Here is a 17,162-nt window from a genome sequence, read left to right as displayed (position 1 = left end):
TCATGCAAGCGTCCCTGGAACAACTTTCGCAAATTATTGTGTTTGCAGGTTTAAAAACAGCAGAGAAGATCGGTTTGCAAACTTACACTCAGGTGCAACGCCATCGCAAAGGAGAGATTATTCTCCATGAAGGCGATCGCCTACCAGCACAACTCTATGCTGTTGTCAGTGGATCAATTCAAATTACCAAAACAGCAACAACGGGGAAAGAAACAATTCTCCGTGCCTTAACTGCTGGGGAAATTTTTGCGGCTCCTGCTTTGTTGGGAAATGGAATTTCTCCGGCAACTGTCACTGCTGAATCTGATTGTGAAATCCTCACTGTAGAGCGAGATGCTTTATTAAAAGCTATTGGAGAAAACCCTGAAATTGCCTTACGAATGCTGATGGTTTTTAACAGTCGGATTCAGCAATTACATGAAACAGTCCACGGATTAGTTTCTGAAAGAGCTATTGTTCGCCTTGCGAGATTAATTCAATATTTTGCTGCTGAATCGGGAACTGAATCTAGTCCACAAGGCGAATGTTTAAAAGTCAAATTATCTTATTATCGGATGGCTCGAAGTAGCGGCATTACTTACGAAGAATGCGTGCGATTAATTAAAAGTCTCAAACCAGTAATTGCTTATCGCCGGGGTGGGACGATTATCATACTTGATCCTGAGAAATTAGATGCGATCGCATCTGGAGATATAGATTAGTCAGGGCGTACAGATGTACGCCCTGCAATTCAGACTGCTACAGCGACTCTATCTTGTTCGCGTGCAGCAACAATTAAAACTAGACATAGAGCTGCGATCGCTTTTTGCCATTCTTGCCGAACTTGCGCGTCTTCCACACCTTCAAACATCCCTATCAAGCGGGGAATAGAAGCTTCTAAAGCCGGACGAGGTACTGGACGGTGCAACTCAACCAAATGAGTTAGACTTTCTTGATTATGGAGAAAACCAATTACCCATGTTGTTGTGTGATCAGGACTATCAGGAACCCGCTTGACTCCTAACTCATTTTTTAGCCAGTTGTAAAAAGGTGGTAATTCCTTAGCTAAAACTCCTCCTGCTGTGGGTAAAGTTTCCTTAAGTAAATTGGTATCTAAGCTGTTTAATTCTTGTTGCAATGCAGGCAAATTGAGAACTTCAGTTAAAGGTTTTGATAGTATTTCTTCCAACTGAGTTTCAGAGAAATTTAAATTTTCAGCAAAAGTTAAAAGTAGCGATCGCATTTTTTTAGACTCCATAATTAACTAATTTTTATCTGTGACTTTCTCAGAAAGTGTGAGCAAAAATGTCAGATTTTCTTCCGCTTTTAAGGCATGAGGTGCGTTCGCAGGCATAAAGACAAAAATCCCATGTTCAAGTACAATATCTTCTCCAGATAAAGTGAGTAGACCTCTGCCTTCAATTACATTGATGGTGGCATTCCGAATAGAGGTATGCTCAGAAATATCAGTGTTAGCTGCTAGGCAAAATAAAGTGTATTGACAAGCGTTATCTTTCAGCAGTACTTTACTGAAAACTCCCGCGTTGGGATATTCAATTTGTTCTCGTAGTTGAGTAATAAAAGATGGGCTAGTTATGATTTTGGTCATAGTATTTTAGGATGATGAACCGTAAGCAAGGCTAATAATCCTTGAATGATTATCAGTATTTATCAGGCGATGGTTTTAGTGAATAAATTATTTTACTGGGCAACCGCACACGAAATGATGTAGCCTAATTCGTGTTGGTATTTATGAAAAACTTGGTGAATTTCTAAAACCCGGTTGCGGATATCTCTCTGCGTCAAAATATTCCACAAAATTCGAGTTGTGTTAAAAAAACCTTCATCTTGAAATATCCGCCCTAAATTCAATAAATTCATTGAGTCAGTTTGGCATTTCTCTACTTGCAATCCTGCTGTTGCAAAAGCCGTAATCCAGTTGGATTCTGATAGTGGCGTAGAATTAACTCGAATTACTCTTGCTAAGTCAGCATGAATTTGTTCTTCTTTATCACTGGCAAACAGTTCATGGGAGAGAAATTTACCTCCCGGTTTGAGCCGATTATGAATTTCAGCTAAAATCTTGGCTTTTCCCGATGGAGATTGCATTGTGAGAATAGCTTCTGCCAATACATAATCAAACTTTCCTGAGATTGCCTCTAGGTTGAAAATATTACCTTCAATTATTTCGACTTGATTTTCTAACCCAGCAGCGCATATATTAGCACGCGCACAAGCTACACTATCAGGATTTTTTTCAACGCCTACTACTTTGACATGGTAGCTTTTTGCTAAAGCGATCGCACTATATCCAAAGCTAGAACCTAGCTCTAAAACTGTCTCTCCAGGCTGAAAGTTTGCCCACTGAAATAATTTATCGGTGGCTATTCGTCCACCAGGACGGAGATATTTTTTACCCGCTGCTGCTAATACTTCGTGTCCCGTAGCTGTTTGGAAATTGAGGATAGTGTTGGTCATGTCTGTGACCCTCTGAACTTGTCTTACCCTCAATTTCTCAGTAATTTATGATATTGTCTCTGAGGTAGCTCATAGAAGCAGGATTACTTTGCTTTCCACTCGTGGTCAAGGATAGCGTAAAGAAAGTTGTCATACCATCTGCCTTTGATTAACTCTTTTTCCCGCAGATGACCCTCACGACGCATACCAATTTTTTCTAATACCCTTACAGAAGCAACATTCTCTGCAACACACCAAGACCAGATCCGATGCATTCCCAGTTCTTCAAAGCCAAATTTTAAAATTGCCTCTGCTGCTTCTGTTGCATAACCTTGTCCCCAATATTGAGTATTTAGTTCATAGCCGATATTTGCTTCCCGCATTTCCGGGTCATTTACACGGATACCACAATTGCCAATCAGCCGATTTTCTTCTTTGAGGACAATAGCTAACTGAAACTTAGTCCGAGGTTGCTCTTTTTGCTGATTGATAAACATCTGGATAAATTCGCAAACATCCTTCTGTGTGCGTTGCGTCCAGTAGTTGTAACGCAAGTACAAAGGATCAGATTGATAAGTAAAAACCGCCTGCCAGTCTGCCTCTATAAAATCACGCATTAGCAAGCGGTGTGTTTCTAATATCATGTATTTTCTCTATGGGCTTAGTACAAGCAATCTCATAATTTTAACTTTTACATTTTGCACCTTGAGGAGTAGCATCGGGATAATAGGTAACGATCGCTTTTTCTTTACTTACAAAAACTGTAGGGAAGGATTTTCCCGTTTCTTGGTCACGTACATTATAAATACATGCTCCCTGATTATTACCTTGGAGTTTAAATATTTTGGTGGCATCTAAAAGCATTTCTTCGGCATTACTGAGATAGCCATAGCCTTTAATGACATCTGTTACTGTACGATTTTTCTGTTTAATTACTACACCCATTGTATAAATTACATTAGAAATAACTTCCTCTCGTCCTTGATTATTTGGCAAACGTCCGCCTATGCCTTCATTTTGTAACTGTAAATATCTGCCGTAAAAATGCAAGCCACCAATATCTTTGGTGTTATATATTTCGCCACAAAATATATGTTCAAATCCCTGACGTTGGAACCAAATATTTGTTAAATCTTCAAGGAATTGTGCCTTATTCCTACGTCCAGGACGCAGCTCACCGCCGCTAACTTGCTGAATTTTCTGCAAGACATCTGGGTAATAAGATAACAATTGTTTAAAATTATTAGGACTAACTCTTGTACCAATAGGGCCGCAGAGTTTTAGTATAGCTTTGTCAAAAGGATTGAGCAGCGGTGGAGGTGGCGTGATATCTACCTGTTGCCCTGCGGGAAAGCGAACAGGAACGGGGTTATCGACATTATCAAAAAACGGCAGAAGTTGCATATTTGACTGAGCCTGAACCTTCACTGAATTTTGCCAGCAAAATGAGGAAACCAGTAGCAAAAAAACAAACAAATTTATCATCTGCTTTGACCTAGTGGTTAGAGAATTTGGCTGCATAAATTTTCGATGAATTACTTACATGGCAATACTACATCAAGTTTCATTTAAGGAATAGCATACTTTATAAAAAACCCGGTTTTTTTAATAAACCGGGTTGATAAAGTTCTTTAAAAGTCTGTTGGCTTGGAATTTTAAATTATTGATTACCCTGTCTTAAACTAACTAAACGTGGCCCGTTAATTTTTGGCAACTTTCATTAAATCTACGTTAGTTAATGAATTATTAAGTTGCCCCATCAATTTTTTGCACTTCTTCATCAGATAGTTTCACATTTATAGCTTGTGCTGAGTCTTCAATGCTAGAGACCTTGCTAGCGCCAGGAATTGGCAAAATAACGGGCGATTTGGAACGCAACCATGCCAGAACGATATTGTACACTGACACGCCTTTTTCTTTAGCTAATTTAGCGATCGCAGGAATATCTTGCAATCCCTGATGGCGACGCCTACCACCAAAGGGACTCCAAGGTAAAAAAGTCAATCCTTGCTGTTCGCAATATTTTAATACGCCATCATTTTCTGGCTGTCGTTGCCAAGGGCTGTATTGATTCTGCACCGAGACAATATCCACCACATCGCGCGCCCGCTTAATTTGTTCAACAGAAAAGTTAGAAACTCCCACAAACCGAATCAAACCAGCCTCTACTGCTTCTTTAACTGGCGCAAGGGATTCTTCAATGGTGTAATTAGTATCGGGAGAATGGTATTGCCAAACATCGATGGGTTTAGCACCACCCAACGCTTCAAAACTGTCGCGAATTGTTTGGCGCAAATGTTCTGGATTGCCGTTGCTTGTCCAGTTGCCATCGGGACGCATCAATCCGCCCTTCGTTGCTACAATCACTTGGCTAAGATCGCCTTTGTAATTACTAAGTGCCTTGTGAATCAGCTGCTCATTGTGATGCTTTTCTGACTCATCTTTGCAGTAAGAGTCCGCAGTGTCAATAAATGTAATACCCAAATCCAAAGCACGATGAATAACTTGGATTGATTCCGATTCGGGAGGACGATTAGAAATTGACATGGGCATACCACCCAAACCAATCGCACTTACAAATATACCAGTTTTTCCTAGCTGTTTGGTTTCCATGCTTTTAGCTATAGTTTTCTGTCCCAATTATCTATCAGCTAGTTATTCATTAGAAATCCTCCCTAGTACTTAGACTTGAGGATAAGTGAATTTAATTTTTATTGATGTCTACCAATATTTATATCCTTTTGCCATGCTCTCAGAGGAGAAATAGTTGCAATCAAGTAGACTAACTTATTAATATTTACGCCCGGAAAACGGACGTAAATATCATTAATTAATTGTGCTGGTTAAATTATTTTCTCTAAATTTATTAGAAAATTTAGAAATTTAATTAATAACCCTCTATAGTATAACCAGCAGATTGAACCATCTGTTTAATTGACTCTTCAGAAGCCGCAGCATCTACAGTTACAGTTTTAGTATCAACGTTTACATCTACTTTGGCATCAGACTCCATAGTCAGAATAGATTTAGTTATTTTCTTGGCGCACTCATCACCTTTAATATCTGGAACTTTCAATTGAATTGCCATTACTTACCTCATTACGTAAACTAAAATTTACATTTAATAAATATAATATCGATTTTAAGAGTGAACGCACATCTTACTTGAGTTAGGGATTTCTCATCACAGAAATAGTAATAAATCATAGTTATATCTAAATCGTTATTGACAAAATATTTAGGCAGAAAAACCAAAATAACATACCAAAATTTATAAAATTTTTTATGAAAATGCACTTAGCACTACTAAGTTATAAAAAGCCGCTTGTTTCGTTTATTCTGAAGACTCCACAAGACATTCACTCTGTTTTTCTAGGCGTTGCTGTTTGACGTAGTTGTTCTTGTAATACTGTCCGATCGTACAAGCGTCTATGGGTAATTCACGAAACCTTTTTATCTGTAGTTTCTAATTTATTGTATGCTTCAGGTACTTTTGCCCAACATTTGGAGTACATATAGATTCAAAAAACAGCTATCTTGCGACATAAATATACTGTGGGCTTCGCAATAAAGACTTTCTGTGACACAATTCTGACAGGAGTGTTGGACGCTGCTAATTTTGGTATTTAAGCTAGAGAACGATTCCTGAAATATACCAGTAGTTAAAATGCGATCGCTAGAAGCAACGAAAAAATTAGCATTTCTTGTTTGATTTATTTTCCAATCTCTATGACGAACTATGACCCTCGAAGTAAAACTCGCTAATGCTTCTCTAGAAGACGCTACGCCTAGCTTGCTTACGCTATTGGTGATGCAACTTCAAGATGCTGAAGTCATCTTACTTATAAACACAACCTAGTCAACTACAAATACCCACTTTGTCAGTTTGTCTAATTAAGATATGTTTGGTAAATAAAATAAGTAGCCTACATCATCGGCTGTTATTCCACACTTGACATAAAGCATTGTGAGTGCAAAACGTCTGCCAGAAACCATTGCCCATGTCAGAATTACCCGCCAATCCTGGCAACACGGCTTCCTAGAAGGCGAAGTGAATGCGGGTGAGTTTGAGTGGCATTTCCAGTGGCATTTTCGCCGGGGAGAACTTGCCGTCAAGCCTTCCCAAGGCCGCGCCTTAATCAAAGAACCCCTCGGTCGATTTTTGGAGCAACAAGATTATCAGCTAGAGCCTGGAGGAGACTATGCTTTTACGATTCGGGCGGAACTTTAAAAGTTAGGAGTTAGGAGTTAGGAGTTAGGAGTTAGGAGTTAGGAGTTAGGAGTTAATGATCTAATGCCTCACTCCTGACTGCTTAGTGTTGATTCTGTGAGGCGATTTAAGTATCTTTCGATTAAGAGGATGGCAACGATGTCATCTATGGGTCTTGGAGGCTGTCGTAGACCCTGTGGTAATAGCTTGATTAGCCCTTTGGGCGGGAACATTTGCCAATAGCGATCGCGTGCTTCTAAGGTTGTGTAGCGCTCATCCACTAAAATAATACTCAACGGTTCTGTCAATTCTTGATATAATTTCTGTCTCCACTGTTTGGCTGTAGTTTGGTCGCCCATGACCATCAAAGAGATCGGAAACTTTTGACGCAATGTCTCGATGCTAGCGATCGCCTCTTTTGCTAGCACGACTTGATGATAATACAGTTGCCGATCGAGTCCCATCACCGCTAAACCACACTTATCTCGACCTGGATCAAACCCCAATATGACTGGCTGCGTTGCTGAAAATTCGCGGAAATTCATAATAAATTAAAAATTAAAAATTAGAAATGTACCCTTACAGGGATCTTGCTATGCGTAGTGTCTGCTAAATAAAAATGCAGCTACAGCAACTATTCTGGCTGTTGTTCAATATGTTTAAATCTTACTAATAACAGCGTGCAAATAATTTTTTAAGTACTAAAAATAATTTTTCCGTTGACTATTGCCACCAATTTTACTCTCAATGGCCCGGCTGTATAAGTATCCTCTGCTGCGATCGCTTTGATCTCCAAGAGTTGATTATACTGTCTTAATTGGCTGACAAAACGCAGAAAAGTCCCCTCTACTTGCACATTTTCGACAATTCCGGCATTACGGGCACGAAATTGGGAAGCAGAAATCAGTATTTCTAGCCGCTGCTGTAACTGATAAGATGTCATAGTCTTGGAATCAGCAGTAGTCGTGGCTAGCACCGCGCCTCCCGAAAAAACCAGTTGATTCTGGGCTGTATCGGCGAAAAATTCTATCTGCTTTTCTCCCCTGACGTAATTACCAGCAGAGAAAATTCGCACGACGTATTCTTTACCATCGCCAATCTGCTTGCTTAATTGATCAACTCTATCCTGGGTCACACGCAGTAATTCTACATTGGCAGGATTTGCACCAGGCTCACTTAATTCCAGGTTGGCGTTGCGATTCGCTTCTTGTAAAAGTTGTATCACGGCCTGACGAGCAGCAGCAGGTTGGGTAACACGAATTACAGCCGCGGACAGAACTTGACCACGAACTAAGGCTAGCTTACCCAGACGCAGGTCGCGGTAGGACTGATAATATTTTTCCAGCCTTGCAACTTCCTGTTCTAGTTGCTCCTGTTGTGCTTCCAACTCTTTGAGGCGAGATTCCCGCTTGGCAATCACTTGCTCTCGTGCTGCAACTTCTACATTCCGTTTTTGAATTAGTTGATCCAGTTGGGAAATTTTTTGATCGCGCGCTTCTATAGCTTCTTGACGGTTAGCAAGTTCGCGATCGCGTTTTTCAATTGCTGTTTTAGCTTCGTCAATGGCTTTTTTCGCTTCCGCATACAGTCTTTGACGTTCTGTCTTCAATAGTTCAACTGCCGCCTGTAGTTCCTTTCTCTGGTTATAAACACTTTGCAATTCAGCTATGGCTTTTTGGTATTGAGTTACAACTTGTCCTAGCTGACCTTGAGTGCGTTGGAGTTGAGTTTGAGTTTGGGCTTGTTGACTAATGGTGCGGTTTAACTGAGCTTGTGTTTGCCTTTGTTTGGCATTTGCCGCCTGCAAGGATTGATTAATTGCCTGCAAGTCCTGTTGTGCCTTTGCTTGGGCAATTCTTGCTTGGTTTAGCTCACCCTCTACCTGACTTTTCTGAGTTTCTGCGGTTTTTAACTGTTCCCGTTTCTGTCTGAGGTCTGTTTGAATATCTTCTAACTCAAAGACTCCTTTTCGCAAACCTTCGTCAGCAGCGAATAAAATCCCTAAAGTTGATGCTGAAATCAAACCACCAGTAAAAATTGTTACTAGTACCGCGGTGTTTTTCGGACGAAGCTTAAAAAGTGAGAGGCGGGCTTTGCCAACTCGTGTGCCGATGCGATCGCCCACGGTGGCAATTACGCCTCCCAGAATCAAAATTGCTGCGATGAGGATGTATCCGGTGGTCATCTTTAGCTACCGAAATCCTTCCAGATACAGCCTACTACTTTTAAGTATTCTCTGGAAAGAAGTGGAAATTGGCAATAGCTGAAATTATTCAATTTTAGATTTACCTCTAGCTATTAGTGTCATTTTTCAAAATAGAACACGCGCCTATTCCCCTTTCTCCAATTGTTTTTATGTGAACTGTCTACTTAAGGTAACAGGTTTATGCACAGTAATCTTCTTTTTGTGGATAGAAATCATCTTTTTCTCACGCAAATCTCCCAATAGCCTAGTAACGGTAACACGAGTTGAACCAATTGCCTCTGCGATCGCTTGATGAGATAATTTCAAATCAATAGTGATCCCATCTGCACAAGGAACGCCAAAATCCCGACAAAGAATTAACAAAAAACTCACCAACCTAGAACCCATATCTCGGTGGGCAAGAGTTTCAATCATCATCTCTGTTTGTAAAATGCGCGAAGACAGACCTCGCAGCATTAACATTGATAATTCTGGATTTTCCTTGAGTGCTTGTTCCACTTGTTCAATTGGTGCTGACAGTAATTCCGCAGGCGTAAATGCAACCGCATGGTAAAACCGATCCGACTTATTTCCTGTCAGCAATGACAATACACCAAAAACACTATTTTCCCGCAGCAACGCTACCGTTATTTCCTCTCCTGCCTCGTACACCCTGGAAAGTTTAACAGCACCTTTCAAAAGAAAATAAACTCGTTCGGCAGGATCGCCAGGAAAAAAGATCGTTTTATTGCGTTCAAACGTTTCCACAACTGGCGGAAACGCCCCGGTCGCCATCTGACGAAATACATTTGCTAGGGCTTTATCTTGTGTCACGATCATCTCCCTTCCCCTACCCAATGCCGGAAAAACAAAAACTGATTACCTAAGAATACACCCGAAAAATGAATAAAGCACCGTCAACCTTTCTGTACTTTCCTATACTCAAACTAATCTCTTCATAACTCTTTGTTTACAATGATACATAATTCTTGATCCTTTCAGCTACTAATTGTTGATAAGTAGTTCCAATAGCTGTATTCAAAAGGTTTTTTGAAGAACAAATAAAGATATCTTGAGAATATCTTTATAAAAAATCAAGATTTTTGTCACAGCAAACACCCTTATCAATATTCATTTTTGTCAATCCTGTATAAAACAAAGACTAAACGTGCCTCAGATTCTAGTATGCTCCTAATGATCGATCGCATTAACAATTTTTATGCTAAATCTGACTGGAAAAAATGCCCTTGTTACAGGTATTGCCAATAACCGCTCGATCGCCTGGGGCATCGCCCAACAACTGCACAAAGCTGGAGCAAACCTGGGCATTACCTACCTGCCGGATGAACGCGGCAAGATGGAGAAAAAAGTTGCGGAGTTGGTAGAACCTCTCAACCCCAGCTTGTTTCTTCCCTGTAATGTCCAAGATGAAGACCAAATTAAATCTACCTTTGAGACAATCCGCGAACAGTGGGGAAAGCTAGATATCCTCATCCATTGTCTAGCCTTTGCTAGCAAAGACGATTTAAGTGGAGATTTTAGCCAAACCTCTCGTTCTGGGTTCAACACCGCTTTAGAAATTAGTACCTACTCGCTGGTGCAGTTAAGTGGTGCAGCCAAACCTTTGATGACAGAGGGAGGTAGTATCGTCACCTTGACATATTTAGGCGGTGTCAGAGCAATCCCAAACTACAATGTTATGGGAGTTGCCAAAGCAGGGTTAGAAATGAGTGTGCGTTACCTAGCTGCTGAACTAGGGCCGCAAAATATTCGCGTGAATGCCATCTCCGCAGGCCCCATCCGTACCTTGGCATCTTCAGCAGTGGGTGGGATTTTAGATATGATTCATCATGTAGAAGAAGTAGCTCCCCTACGACGCACCGTCACTCAGTTAGAAGTGGGCAACGCTGCGGCTTTCTTGTGTAGTGATTTGTCCAGTGGAATTACCGGACAAATTCTCTATGTAGATGCAGGATATGAAATTATGGGAATGTGACGCGATAAAGTTAGGAGTTAGGAGTAAGAAAGTTAGGAGTGAGGAATGAGGAGTTAAGAGTTAAAAATTTATAACTCATAACTCATAGTTCTTAATTCCTAACTCATAACTCCTAACTCCTAACTCTTTCCACTCCCCATGCAAACAACCAATCGCCAAGTTAATTCAAACTACGATCGCTCAACCCAAACCCCTCGCATTGCCACTGTTCACCGCACCACTGGTGAAACTAATGTGCAAGTCACCATCAACCTGGATGGTAGAGGAACTTGTACAGCAGCAACAGGTATTCCGTTTTTGGATCATATGTTGCATCAAATTGCCTCCCACGGGCTGATTGATATAGATGTTCAAGCCAAGGGAGACTGGGAAATTGACGATCATCACACCAACGAAGATGTAGGCATTACTTTAGGGCAAGCTTTTAACCAAGCACTAGGCGACAGAAAAGGTATTGTCCGCTTTGGTAATTTTCTTGCACCGCTGGATGAAGCCTTAGTTCAGGTAGCGCTAGACTTTTCTGGACGGCCTCACCTCAGCTACGGCTTGCAAATTCCTACTCAGCGGGTAGGAACCTATGACACTCAACTGGTGCGAGAATTTTTTGTGGCACTGGTAAACCATAGCCAGATGACACTGCACATTCGGCAACTGGATGGCATTAATTCCCATCACATCATTGAAGCGACATTTAAAGCTTTTGCAAGAGCAACACGCCAGGCGGTGGAAATTGATCCCCGACGTGCTGGCTTAATTCCCAGTTCTAAGGGAGTTCTATGAAAAGGAGTCAAATTGGGCATTGGAGGTTGGGCATCGAAAAGAGGCAGAGATGCGGAGGGGCAGAGGGGAAAAAACTTACTGCAACTTCTCTGCTCCCCTGCTCCCCTGCCTCCCCTGCTCCCTTGCTTCTTCCCCAGTCCTCAGTTCGCGATAATTGACACACAAGTTGTTGATGGTTATTATCAGCCTACCGGGTAATTTTTAATTAATACCAAGCTGATAAATAGTGATTTAACCGAGATGAAGTCTGTTGCAGATGACCCTAATTCTCAACTTAATACGACAGACACTCCGCCAGTAGTTCTAACTTCTGAGTTGCGAAAAGTCTATCGCACCGGTTTTTGGCTAAATCAAAAAGTCGTATCTCTCAAAAACTGTTCTTTAACGGTTTACAAAGGCGAAACCTTTGGGTTGCTGGGGCCAAACGGTGCTGGCAAAACCACCCTTTTAAAATTATTGCTGGGAATTATTCATCCCACCTCTGGACGAGGATCGTTGTTGGGTAAACCCATAGGCGATCGCAATGTTAAGCAACATATCGGCTATCTACCAGAAAATCCCTATCTCTATGACTATCTCACTGGCTGGGAATTTTTGCAGCTAGCCGCTGGACTATTCCAAATTCCCCAGAGTGTCCAACGCCAACGCATTCCCCAACTGCTGGAATTAGTCGGTTTATCCCAAGCCGATGCCCGTAAAAAACTGCTGCGCCGCTATTCCAAAGGAATGCTACAGCGTGTTGGGATGGCACAGGCACTAATTAACGAGCCAGATTTAGTTTTTCTGGATGAGCCAATGTCTGGGCTTGATCCGGTGGGACGCTACCAAATGCGGGAAATTATTCTGGCGCTCAAAGCCGCTGGGAAGACGATTTTTTTTAATAGTCACATTCTGAGTGAAGTAGAACAGATTTGCGATCGCATTGCCATCCTCGCTCAAGGTGAACTAATTTGCTCTGGTTCGCTCAATGAACTCTTAGGCGGTAGGAACACATATCAAGTAAAAGGTCAAGGTGGTGACTGGGAAATTCTCAAAAAATGGATACCCACCCTCATATTTGAGCCTGATGGTTCCTGGCACGGTACACTACAAGATGATTACTATGATTTTCTTGCCAGTCTTCGTCTCATGGAAGGTAAAATTATCGCCATGAACTTATCACGTCACTCCCTAGAAGAATTTTTTATTCAACAAATCCAAAGAAAAAACAACTTATTAAATTAGTCTTGTTGCCAAATAGTAAATTGTCGACTGGGTTGAAGAAGAAAACCCAAAATTCTGCATTTTTGAGTTCTCTTTGCCCAACACAACCTAAAAAAAATAAAATTTCGACATCTTTTCAAGGTTATTTGTATTTATTTAATGAACTTGTTCCTAATTTCAGTAGTCCCTTACTACTCATCGCAGATTTTAAATGTCATCAAATTAACTTTGACAATAAAAATTTATTCGTCACTACTTGATTGTTAGCTAACAAACAATTTATTGTAGAAACTGGGTTTATTTGCGTAAATCCTATATTTTTTGATATTCCTCTATTCAAGCAACATTAACTTTAAGCTAACTTCACTAAAAATTTAACTTCAATAAACAAATTTCCTCCGGAAAATCACACTTTTCTAGGAAAATAAGAGTGTCGGGGAACTTGAATACTTAGGTATAGTCAAAATAAAAATGTTTAGACAGTACTTTATTGATCGTAGTTTCAGAGTCTCAGGTAAATATGCTTAACAAAAGTTTGTCTAAATTCTTAATTCAGCCAGCTGTAGGTATGGCTTTGTTAACTGCTGTCAATGCCGCTGTGTCATCTGCCAGTCTAGCTCAGGGACAACCATTACCCCCAACTACACAACCACCAACCACACAAACACTATTAGATACTAATTATTCATTAGGAGGCGGCGATCTCATTCGTGTAAATGTATTTGAAGTACCTGAATATACAGGTGAATACCAAATTCCCCCTGGTGGAGCAATCAACCTACCTTTAATTGGCAGTGTGTCGGTACTAGGGCTAACAACTGAACAAGCTTCTGACGAAATAGCTAGAAGATATGCTCGCTTCCTCAAACGCCCCTTAATCTCAGTCAATCTGTTATCCCCTCGTCCCATCAATATTTTCGTTGCTGGAGAGGTGACACGTCCTGGGGCTTACACTCTAAGCTTGAGCGGAGGCGCCGGGAATAATCCAGGCGTACAATACCCCACTGTATTAGCTGCATTAACAACAGCGCAGGGAGTGACTTTAGCTGCGGATGTGACTCAAGTTCAATTACGGCGTAGAATAGGACGTTCTTCAGAGCAAGCTGTCACCCTCAATTTGAAAGAACTCATTCAAACAGGGAAGTTATCGCAGGATATTACTTTGCGGGATGGAGACACTATAGTTGTGCCAACAGCAACCAACTTCAACGTGGCAGAATCTCGTAATATATTTGCATCCAACTTTGCCGCCAGTCAAACCACACCCCGCACAGTAACAATTATTGGTGAAGTTAACCGTCCTGGTTCGTATCTTGTCACCCCAGCTAACGCAGATGCACAGGGGGGCACAACCACTAACAGTGGTACTACCACTCCCAATGGTTTACCAAATGTGACACGGGTAATTCAATTAGCTGGCGGAATTACAGCACAAGCTGATGTGCGTAATCTCAAGCTACGCCGACCTACAAGAACTGGCTCAGAACAATCTATAGATATTAATCTTTGGCAACTGTTACAGAGTGGTGATGCCAATCAAGACATCATTGTGCAAGACGGAGATACGATTGTTATTCCGACGGCAACTGAAATTAACCCCGCAGAAGCTACTCAATTAGCTACCACTACTTTGTCTCCTACACGAATTCAGGTTGGTGTGGTAGGCGAAGTTAAAAAACCGGGTCTAACAGACGTTCAGCCAAATAGCTCTTTAAATCAAGCTATACTCGCCGCTGGCGGATTTAATGATGCCAGAGCTAGTAGTAGTGCTGTTGATTTGATTCGCCTGAACCCTAATGGTTCTGTCACTAAACGTATAGTAAAAGTGGATTTCTCCGCTGGGATTAATGAGCAAACTAATCCTATACTCCGCAATAATGACGTTGTAGTTGTCAACCGATCTGGTTCAGCTAAGACTGGCGATACCGTCAACACTATAACTGGACCTCTAGGTGTTATCTTTAATCTTTTGAACTTATTCGGACTCTAGTTTAAGAGATAGATGCAAATTGGGGGCGTTGGTCAACCGTCTTCGTCCCTAAAATTGCACTATCCTTTAATCAAAAGCAAGTTAAACATAGCAGATGTTCCACAAGGCATCGCTTCTTGCAAATTGTGTTTTATAGCGGCTTCATACTGTTACGATAAGTCTGCTATAGCCGCTCTCTTATGATTTGCCAATATTCTAAGCTATCTGACTACTTCTATATATCCGTCATTAGTCATTATAATAATTTTAAGTAATATTACTCATAGAGAAATACTGTAAACTTTAAAACTCTCACTATAAGTTCATAATGTGCATTGATAGACTTTTGAAATCTTTATTGTAGGTACTCGGATTTCTTATGATAATGAGAATCTTTTAGAAAGCAGATTCTGTAAACACCAGTCAATAACTGCTTTTTAGTCATTTAGTGATTCTTATTATCATAAGAATTATTTAAGTAAATTAACTAATTGATGACAGATATACTATTTTAACCACAGATACCGCGTATACACAGTAGAATGATGTCGAATTGGAAATGACGCCATTTCTACGGTTGCTTGGTGTTCATGAATAGGGTAACTCTGGATACTGATATTTTTTATTCAGTGATCTTATCAGATGTTTGCGATTTTTTGGAACACAAGCTCAAAAGGTGGTTCAGCCATATTTACGCGAAAATGCGCAGGTTTAAACTTATAAAACCGTGTATAAACTTACAAGTGGCAGTGATACGACCGTATCCAATACTGGGTTATTAACTAAGGCTAGAGTTACTAACCGTTAATGATTGAGTTTTTGCAACATACCCTATTTTTTCCCTATGATGATTCATGGTTTCGGTTTTCTCAGTTTGAGCGCATCTCTTGTACTTCCCTGGGCATTAACAGGTCTGGTTCAAGGACAGAGAGTAACAGAGTCTTTATTTAAAGATGTTCCTCAGCCATCCACTATTCAGGAAATACCACTACCTAGCCGCAAGCTGATCAGTGGTATTTCAACTGCGACAACATACTATGTTAGTGGTAACGGAAACGACAGAAACAGCGGACTCTCTACCTCATCCGCTTTTAGGACACTTCAAAGGGCAGCAAACCTTACTAATCCTGGCGACACGGTACTGATTATGAATGGGCAATACAAGAATGGGTCCAAAAGAGGTTCTGTACTAAGTATTAAACGTTCTGGAACTGCAAATGCATGGATTAAATATAAAGCATATCCTGGGCATTTACCAAAAATTCAGCACAATACATGGAATGGTATTGTGATTTCAAATGGAGCTTCATATATCGAGATTGATGGGCTGGAGGTCATAGGGAACAATGCTAATATCACCCGTGATTATGCATTAAGTCAGAAATATAACACATCAAATCCGCTTACTAGCGGAAATTGCATAAGCATTGAAGGAGGAAACAAAGGCCGTTCTCATCACATCAATATTCTGAACAACAAAGTGCATGATTGTGGAGGAGCAGGTATCTCAGCAATCCAAGCTGATTATGTGAAGGTGGATAATAACACTGTATACAATAACGCTTGGTACACAGTTCATGGTTGCAGTGGCATTTCCATGCTTAATAATTGGAGTTCTGACAACAACCAGGGATACAAGATATTTGTAACCAATAACAGGAGCTACAACAATCGAATGTACGTTCCTTGGATTGGTTCCGGAACGATCTCAGATGGTAATGGCATTATTGTTGATGTTTCAAAAGGATATAGAGGAAGGGTTTTAGTTGCGAACAATCTCACCTACAATAATGGCGGTTCAGGTATTCATTCCCATGATAGTCAGCGTATCGATATTATCAACAACACAGCATATAGGAATCAGCAAAGTCCAGAAGTTAAAAAAAAGGGAAAGGGCGAAATTTATGCGGGTTATTCGTCTGATGTCAAAATTTTCAATAACATTATGTATCCTTCCCCTGGTAATGCTGCGAATAGCAATATGAAAAATGTCAACGTCAATTATAACTACAATGTTTATCCCAGTAATTCGACGATCAAGATTACAGGATCTAACGATATGATTGGAGATCCGCAGTTTGTTAATGCCTCATCTCGTGACTTTAGATTGAAATCAACAAGTCCGGCAATTAATAGTGGTTTAAAGTGGAATAGTTTGAAAACCGATTTTCTAGGCAATCCTCGTGTGTCCGGTTATGCACCCGATAGAGGAGCATACGAAAATCGGTAGTAGTTAAAAGTATGGTATTGGGTTGTATGGTAAAGTTCTTACTTATACAGATTTCTTGTCTACAACCCAATTGAAAACGGGCGAAGAGGAGCTACAAACGAAAACAAGACGCCATCGTCCGACCGCAGAAACAAGCAAAGCAGAATACAGATG

17 protein-coding genes are annotated in these 17,162 nt (G+C 40.7%); 7 read left to right on the top strand and 10 right to left on the bottom strand.

Annotated features, from left to right (window positions below):
* The first annotated feature begins 2 nt into the window (after positions 1-2).
* A complete protein-coding gene (locus QUD05_RS09315) occupies positions 3-701 on the top strand; it encodes a Crp/Fnr family transcriptional regulator (protein ID WP_289795808.1) in 699 nt (232 codons plus the stop codon).
* A 29-nt stretch (positions 702-730) separates the two neighbouring features.
* Here QUD05_RS09315 and QUD05_RS09310 read toward each other — a convergent pair whose 3' ends face one another.
* From QUD05_RS09310 to QUD05_RS09280, 7 genes are all read right to left on the bottom strand, one after another.
* On the bottom strand, positions 731-1,222 hold the full coding sequence (locus QUD05_RS09310; protein WP_289799930.1) for a hypothetical protein: 492 nt from the start codon (positions 1,220-1,222) through the stop codon (positions 731-733).
* Between the two features lie 21 nt (positions 1,223-1,243).
* Entirely contained in the window at positions 1,244-1,588 is a 345-nt protein-coding gene (locus tag QUD05_RS09305; RefSeq protein ID WP_289795807.1) for a cupin domain-containing protein, read from the bottom strand.
* 92 nt (positions 1,589-1,680) lie between these two features.
* Complete coding sequence (locus tag QUD05_RS09300; protein ID WP_289795806.1) at positions 1,681-2,457, bottom strand: SAM-dependent methyltransferase; 777 nt, start codon at positions 2,455-2,457, stop codon at positions 1,681-1,683.
* Positions 2,458-2,540: 83 nt separating this feature from the next.
* Positions 2,541-3,080, bottom strand: coding sequence for a GNAT family N-acetyltransferase (locus QUD05_RS09295; protein ID WP_289795805.1), 540 nt, complete (start codon positions 3,078-3,080; stop codon positions 2,541-2,543).
* A gap of 40 nt (positions 3,081-3,120) precedes the next feature.
* Positions 3,121-3,921, bottom strand: coding sequence for an EndoU domain-containing protein (locus QUD05_RS09290; RefSeq protein ID WP_289795804.1), 801 nt, complete (start codon positions 3,919-3,921; stop codon positions 3,121-3,123).
* 261 nt (positions 3,922-4,182) lie between these two features.
* The gene (locus QUD05_RS09285) at positions 4,183-5,049 is read right to left on the bottom strand and encodes an aldo/keto reductase (RefSeq protein ID WP_289795803.1); all 867 of its coding nucleotides are present in this window, start codon (positions 5,047-5,049) and stop codon (positions 4,183-4,185) included.
* A 274-nt stretch (positions 5,050-5,323) separates the two neighbouring features.
* A complete protein-coding gene (locus QUD05_RS09280) occupies positions 5,324-5,524 on the bottom strand; it encodes a heavy-metal-associated domain-containing protein (protein ID WP_099104264.1) in 201 nt (66 codons plus the stop codon).
* Positions 5,525-6,403: 879 nt separating this feature from the next.
* On the opposite strand from QUD05_RS09280, the gene QUD05_RS09275 reads away from it, so the two are divergent.
* Positions 6,404-6,667 (top strand): DUF3146 family protein, encoded by a 264-nt coding sequence (locus tag QUD05_RS09275; RefSeq protein WP_118171445.1) that lies wholly within the window; start codon positions 6,404-6,406, stop codon positions 6,665-6,667.
* Between the two features lie 68 nt (positions 6,668-6,735).
* On the opposite strand, the gene QUD05_RS09270 is transcribed toward QUD05_RS09275, so the two are convergent.
* The 3 genes from QUD05_RS09270 to ntcA form a co-directional block, all read right to left on the bottom strand.
* A complete protein-coding gene (locus tag QUD05_RS09270; RefSeq protein ID WP_289795802.1) occupies positions 6,736-7,191 on the bottom strand; it encodes a pre-16S rRNA-processing nuclease YqgF in 456 nt (151 codons plus the stop codon).
* A gap of 149 nt (positions 7,192-7,340) precedes the next feature.
* The gene (locus tag QUD05_RS09265; RefSeq protein WP_289795801.1) at positions 7,341-8,831 is read right to left on the bottom strand and encodes a DUF3084 family protein; all 1,491 of its coding nucleotides are present in this window, start codon (positions 8,829-8,831) and stop codon (positions 7,341-7,343) included.
* 168 nt (positions 8,832-8,999) lie between these two features.
* Entirely contained in the window at positions 9,000-9,671 is a 672-nt protein-coding gene (ntcA, locus tag QUD05_RS09260) for a global nitrogen regulator NtcA (RefSeq protein ID WP_017652326.1), read from the bottom strand.
* 379 nt (positions 9,672-10,050) lie between these two features.
* Between ntcA and fabI the strand changes: the two genes are divergently transcribed.
* The 5 genes from fabI to QUD05_RS09235 all read left to right on the top strand — a co-directional run bounded on the left by fabI (position 10,051) and on the right by QUD05_RS09235 (position 17,009).
* Positions 10,051-10,827, top strand: coding sequence for an enoyl-ACP reductase FabI (fabI, locus tag QUD05_RS09255; protein ID WP_289795800.1), 777 nt, complete (start codon positions 10,051-10,053; stop codon positions 10,825-10,827).
* 138 nt (positions 10,828-10,965) lie between these two features.
* Positions 10,966-11,607: an imidazoleglycerol-phosphate dehydratase HisB gene (gene hisB / locus QUD05_RS09250; RefSeq protein WP_289795799.1), complete on the top strand. Its 642-nt coding sequence runs from the start codon at positions 10,966-10,968 to the stop codon at positions 11,605-11,607.
* Between the two features lie 240 nt (positions 11,608-11,847).
* The gene (locus QUD05_RS09245; RefSeq protein WP_289795798.1) at positions 11,848-12,831 is read left to right on the top strand and encodes an ABC transporter ATP-binding protein; all 984 of its coding nucleotides are present in this window, start codon (positions 11,848-11,850) and stop codon (positions 12,829-12,831) included.
* 499 nt (positions 12,832-13,330) lie between these two features.
* Positions 13,331-14,800, top strand: a complete 1,470-nt coding sequence (locus tag QUD05_RS09240; protein WP_289795797.1) for a polysaccharide biosynthesis/export family protein — start codon at positions 13,331-13,333, stop codon at positions 14,798-14,800.
* Between the two features lie 823 nt (positions 14,801-15,623).
* Positions 15,624-17,009 (top strand): right-handed parallel beta-helix repeat-containing protein, encoded by a 1,386-nt coding sequence (locus QUD05_RS09235; RefSeq protein ID WP_289795796.1) that lies wholly within the window; start codon positions 15,624-15,626, stop codon positions 17,007-17,009.
* Positions 17,010-17,162 lie beyond the last annotated feature (153 nt).

Source organism: Nostoc sp. GT001 (assembly GCF_030382115.1).
Lineage (GTDB): Bacteria > Cyanobacteriota > Cyanobacteriia > Cyanobacteriales > Nostocaceae > Nostoc.
Note: the sequence above shows the minus strand (reverse complement) of the source record. Positions and strands in the feature narration are given on the sequence as shown.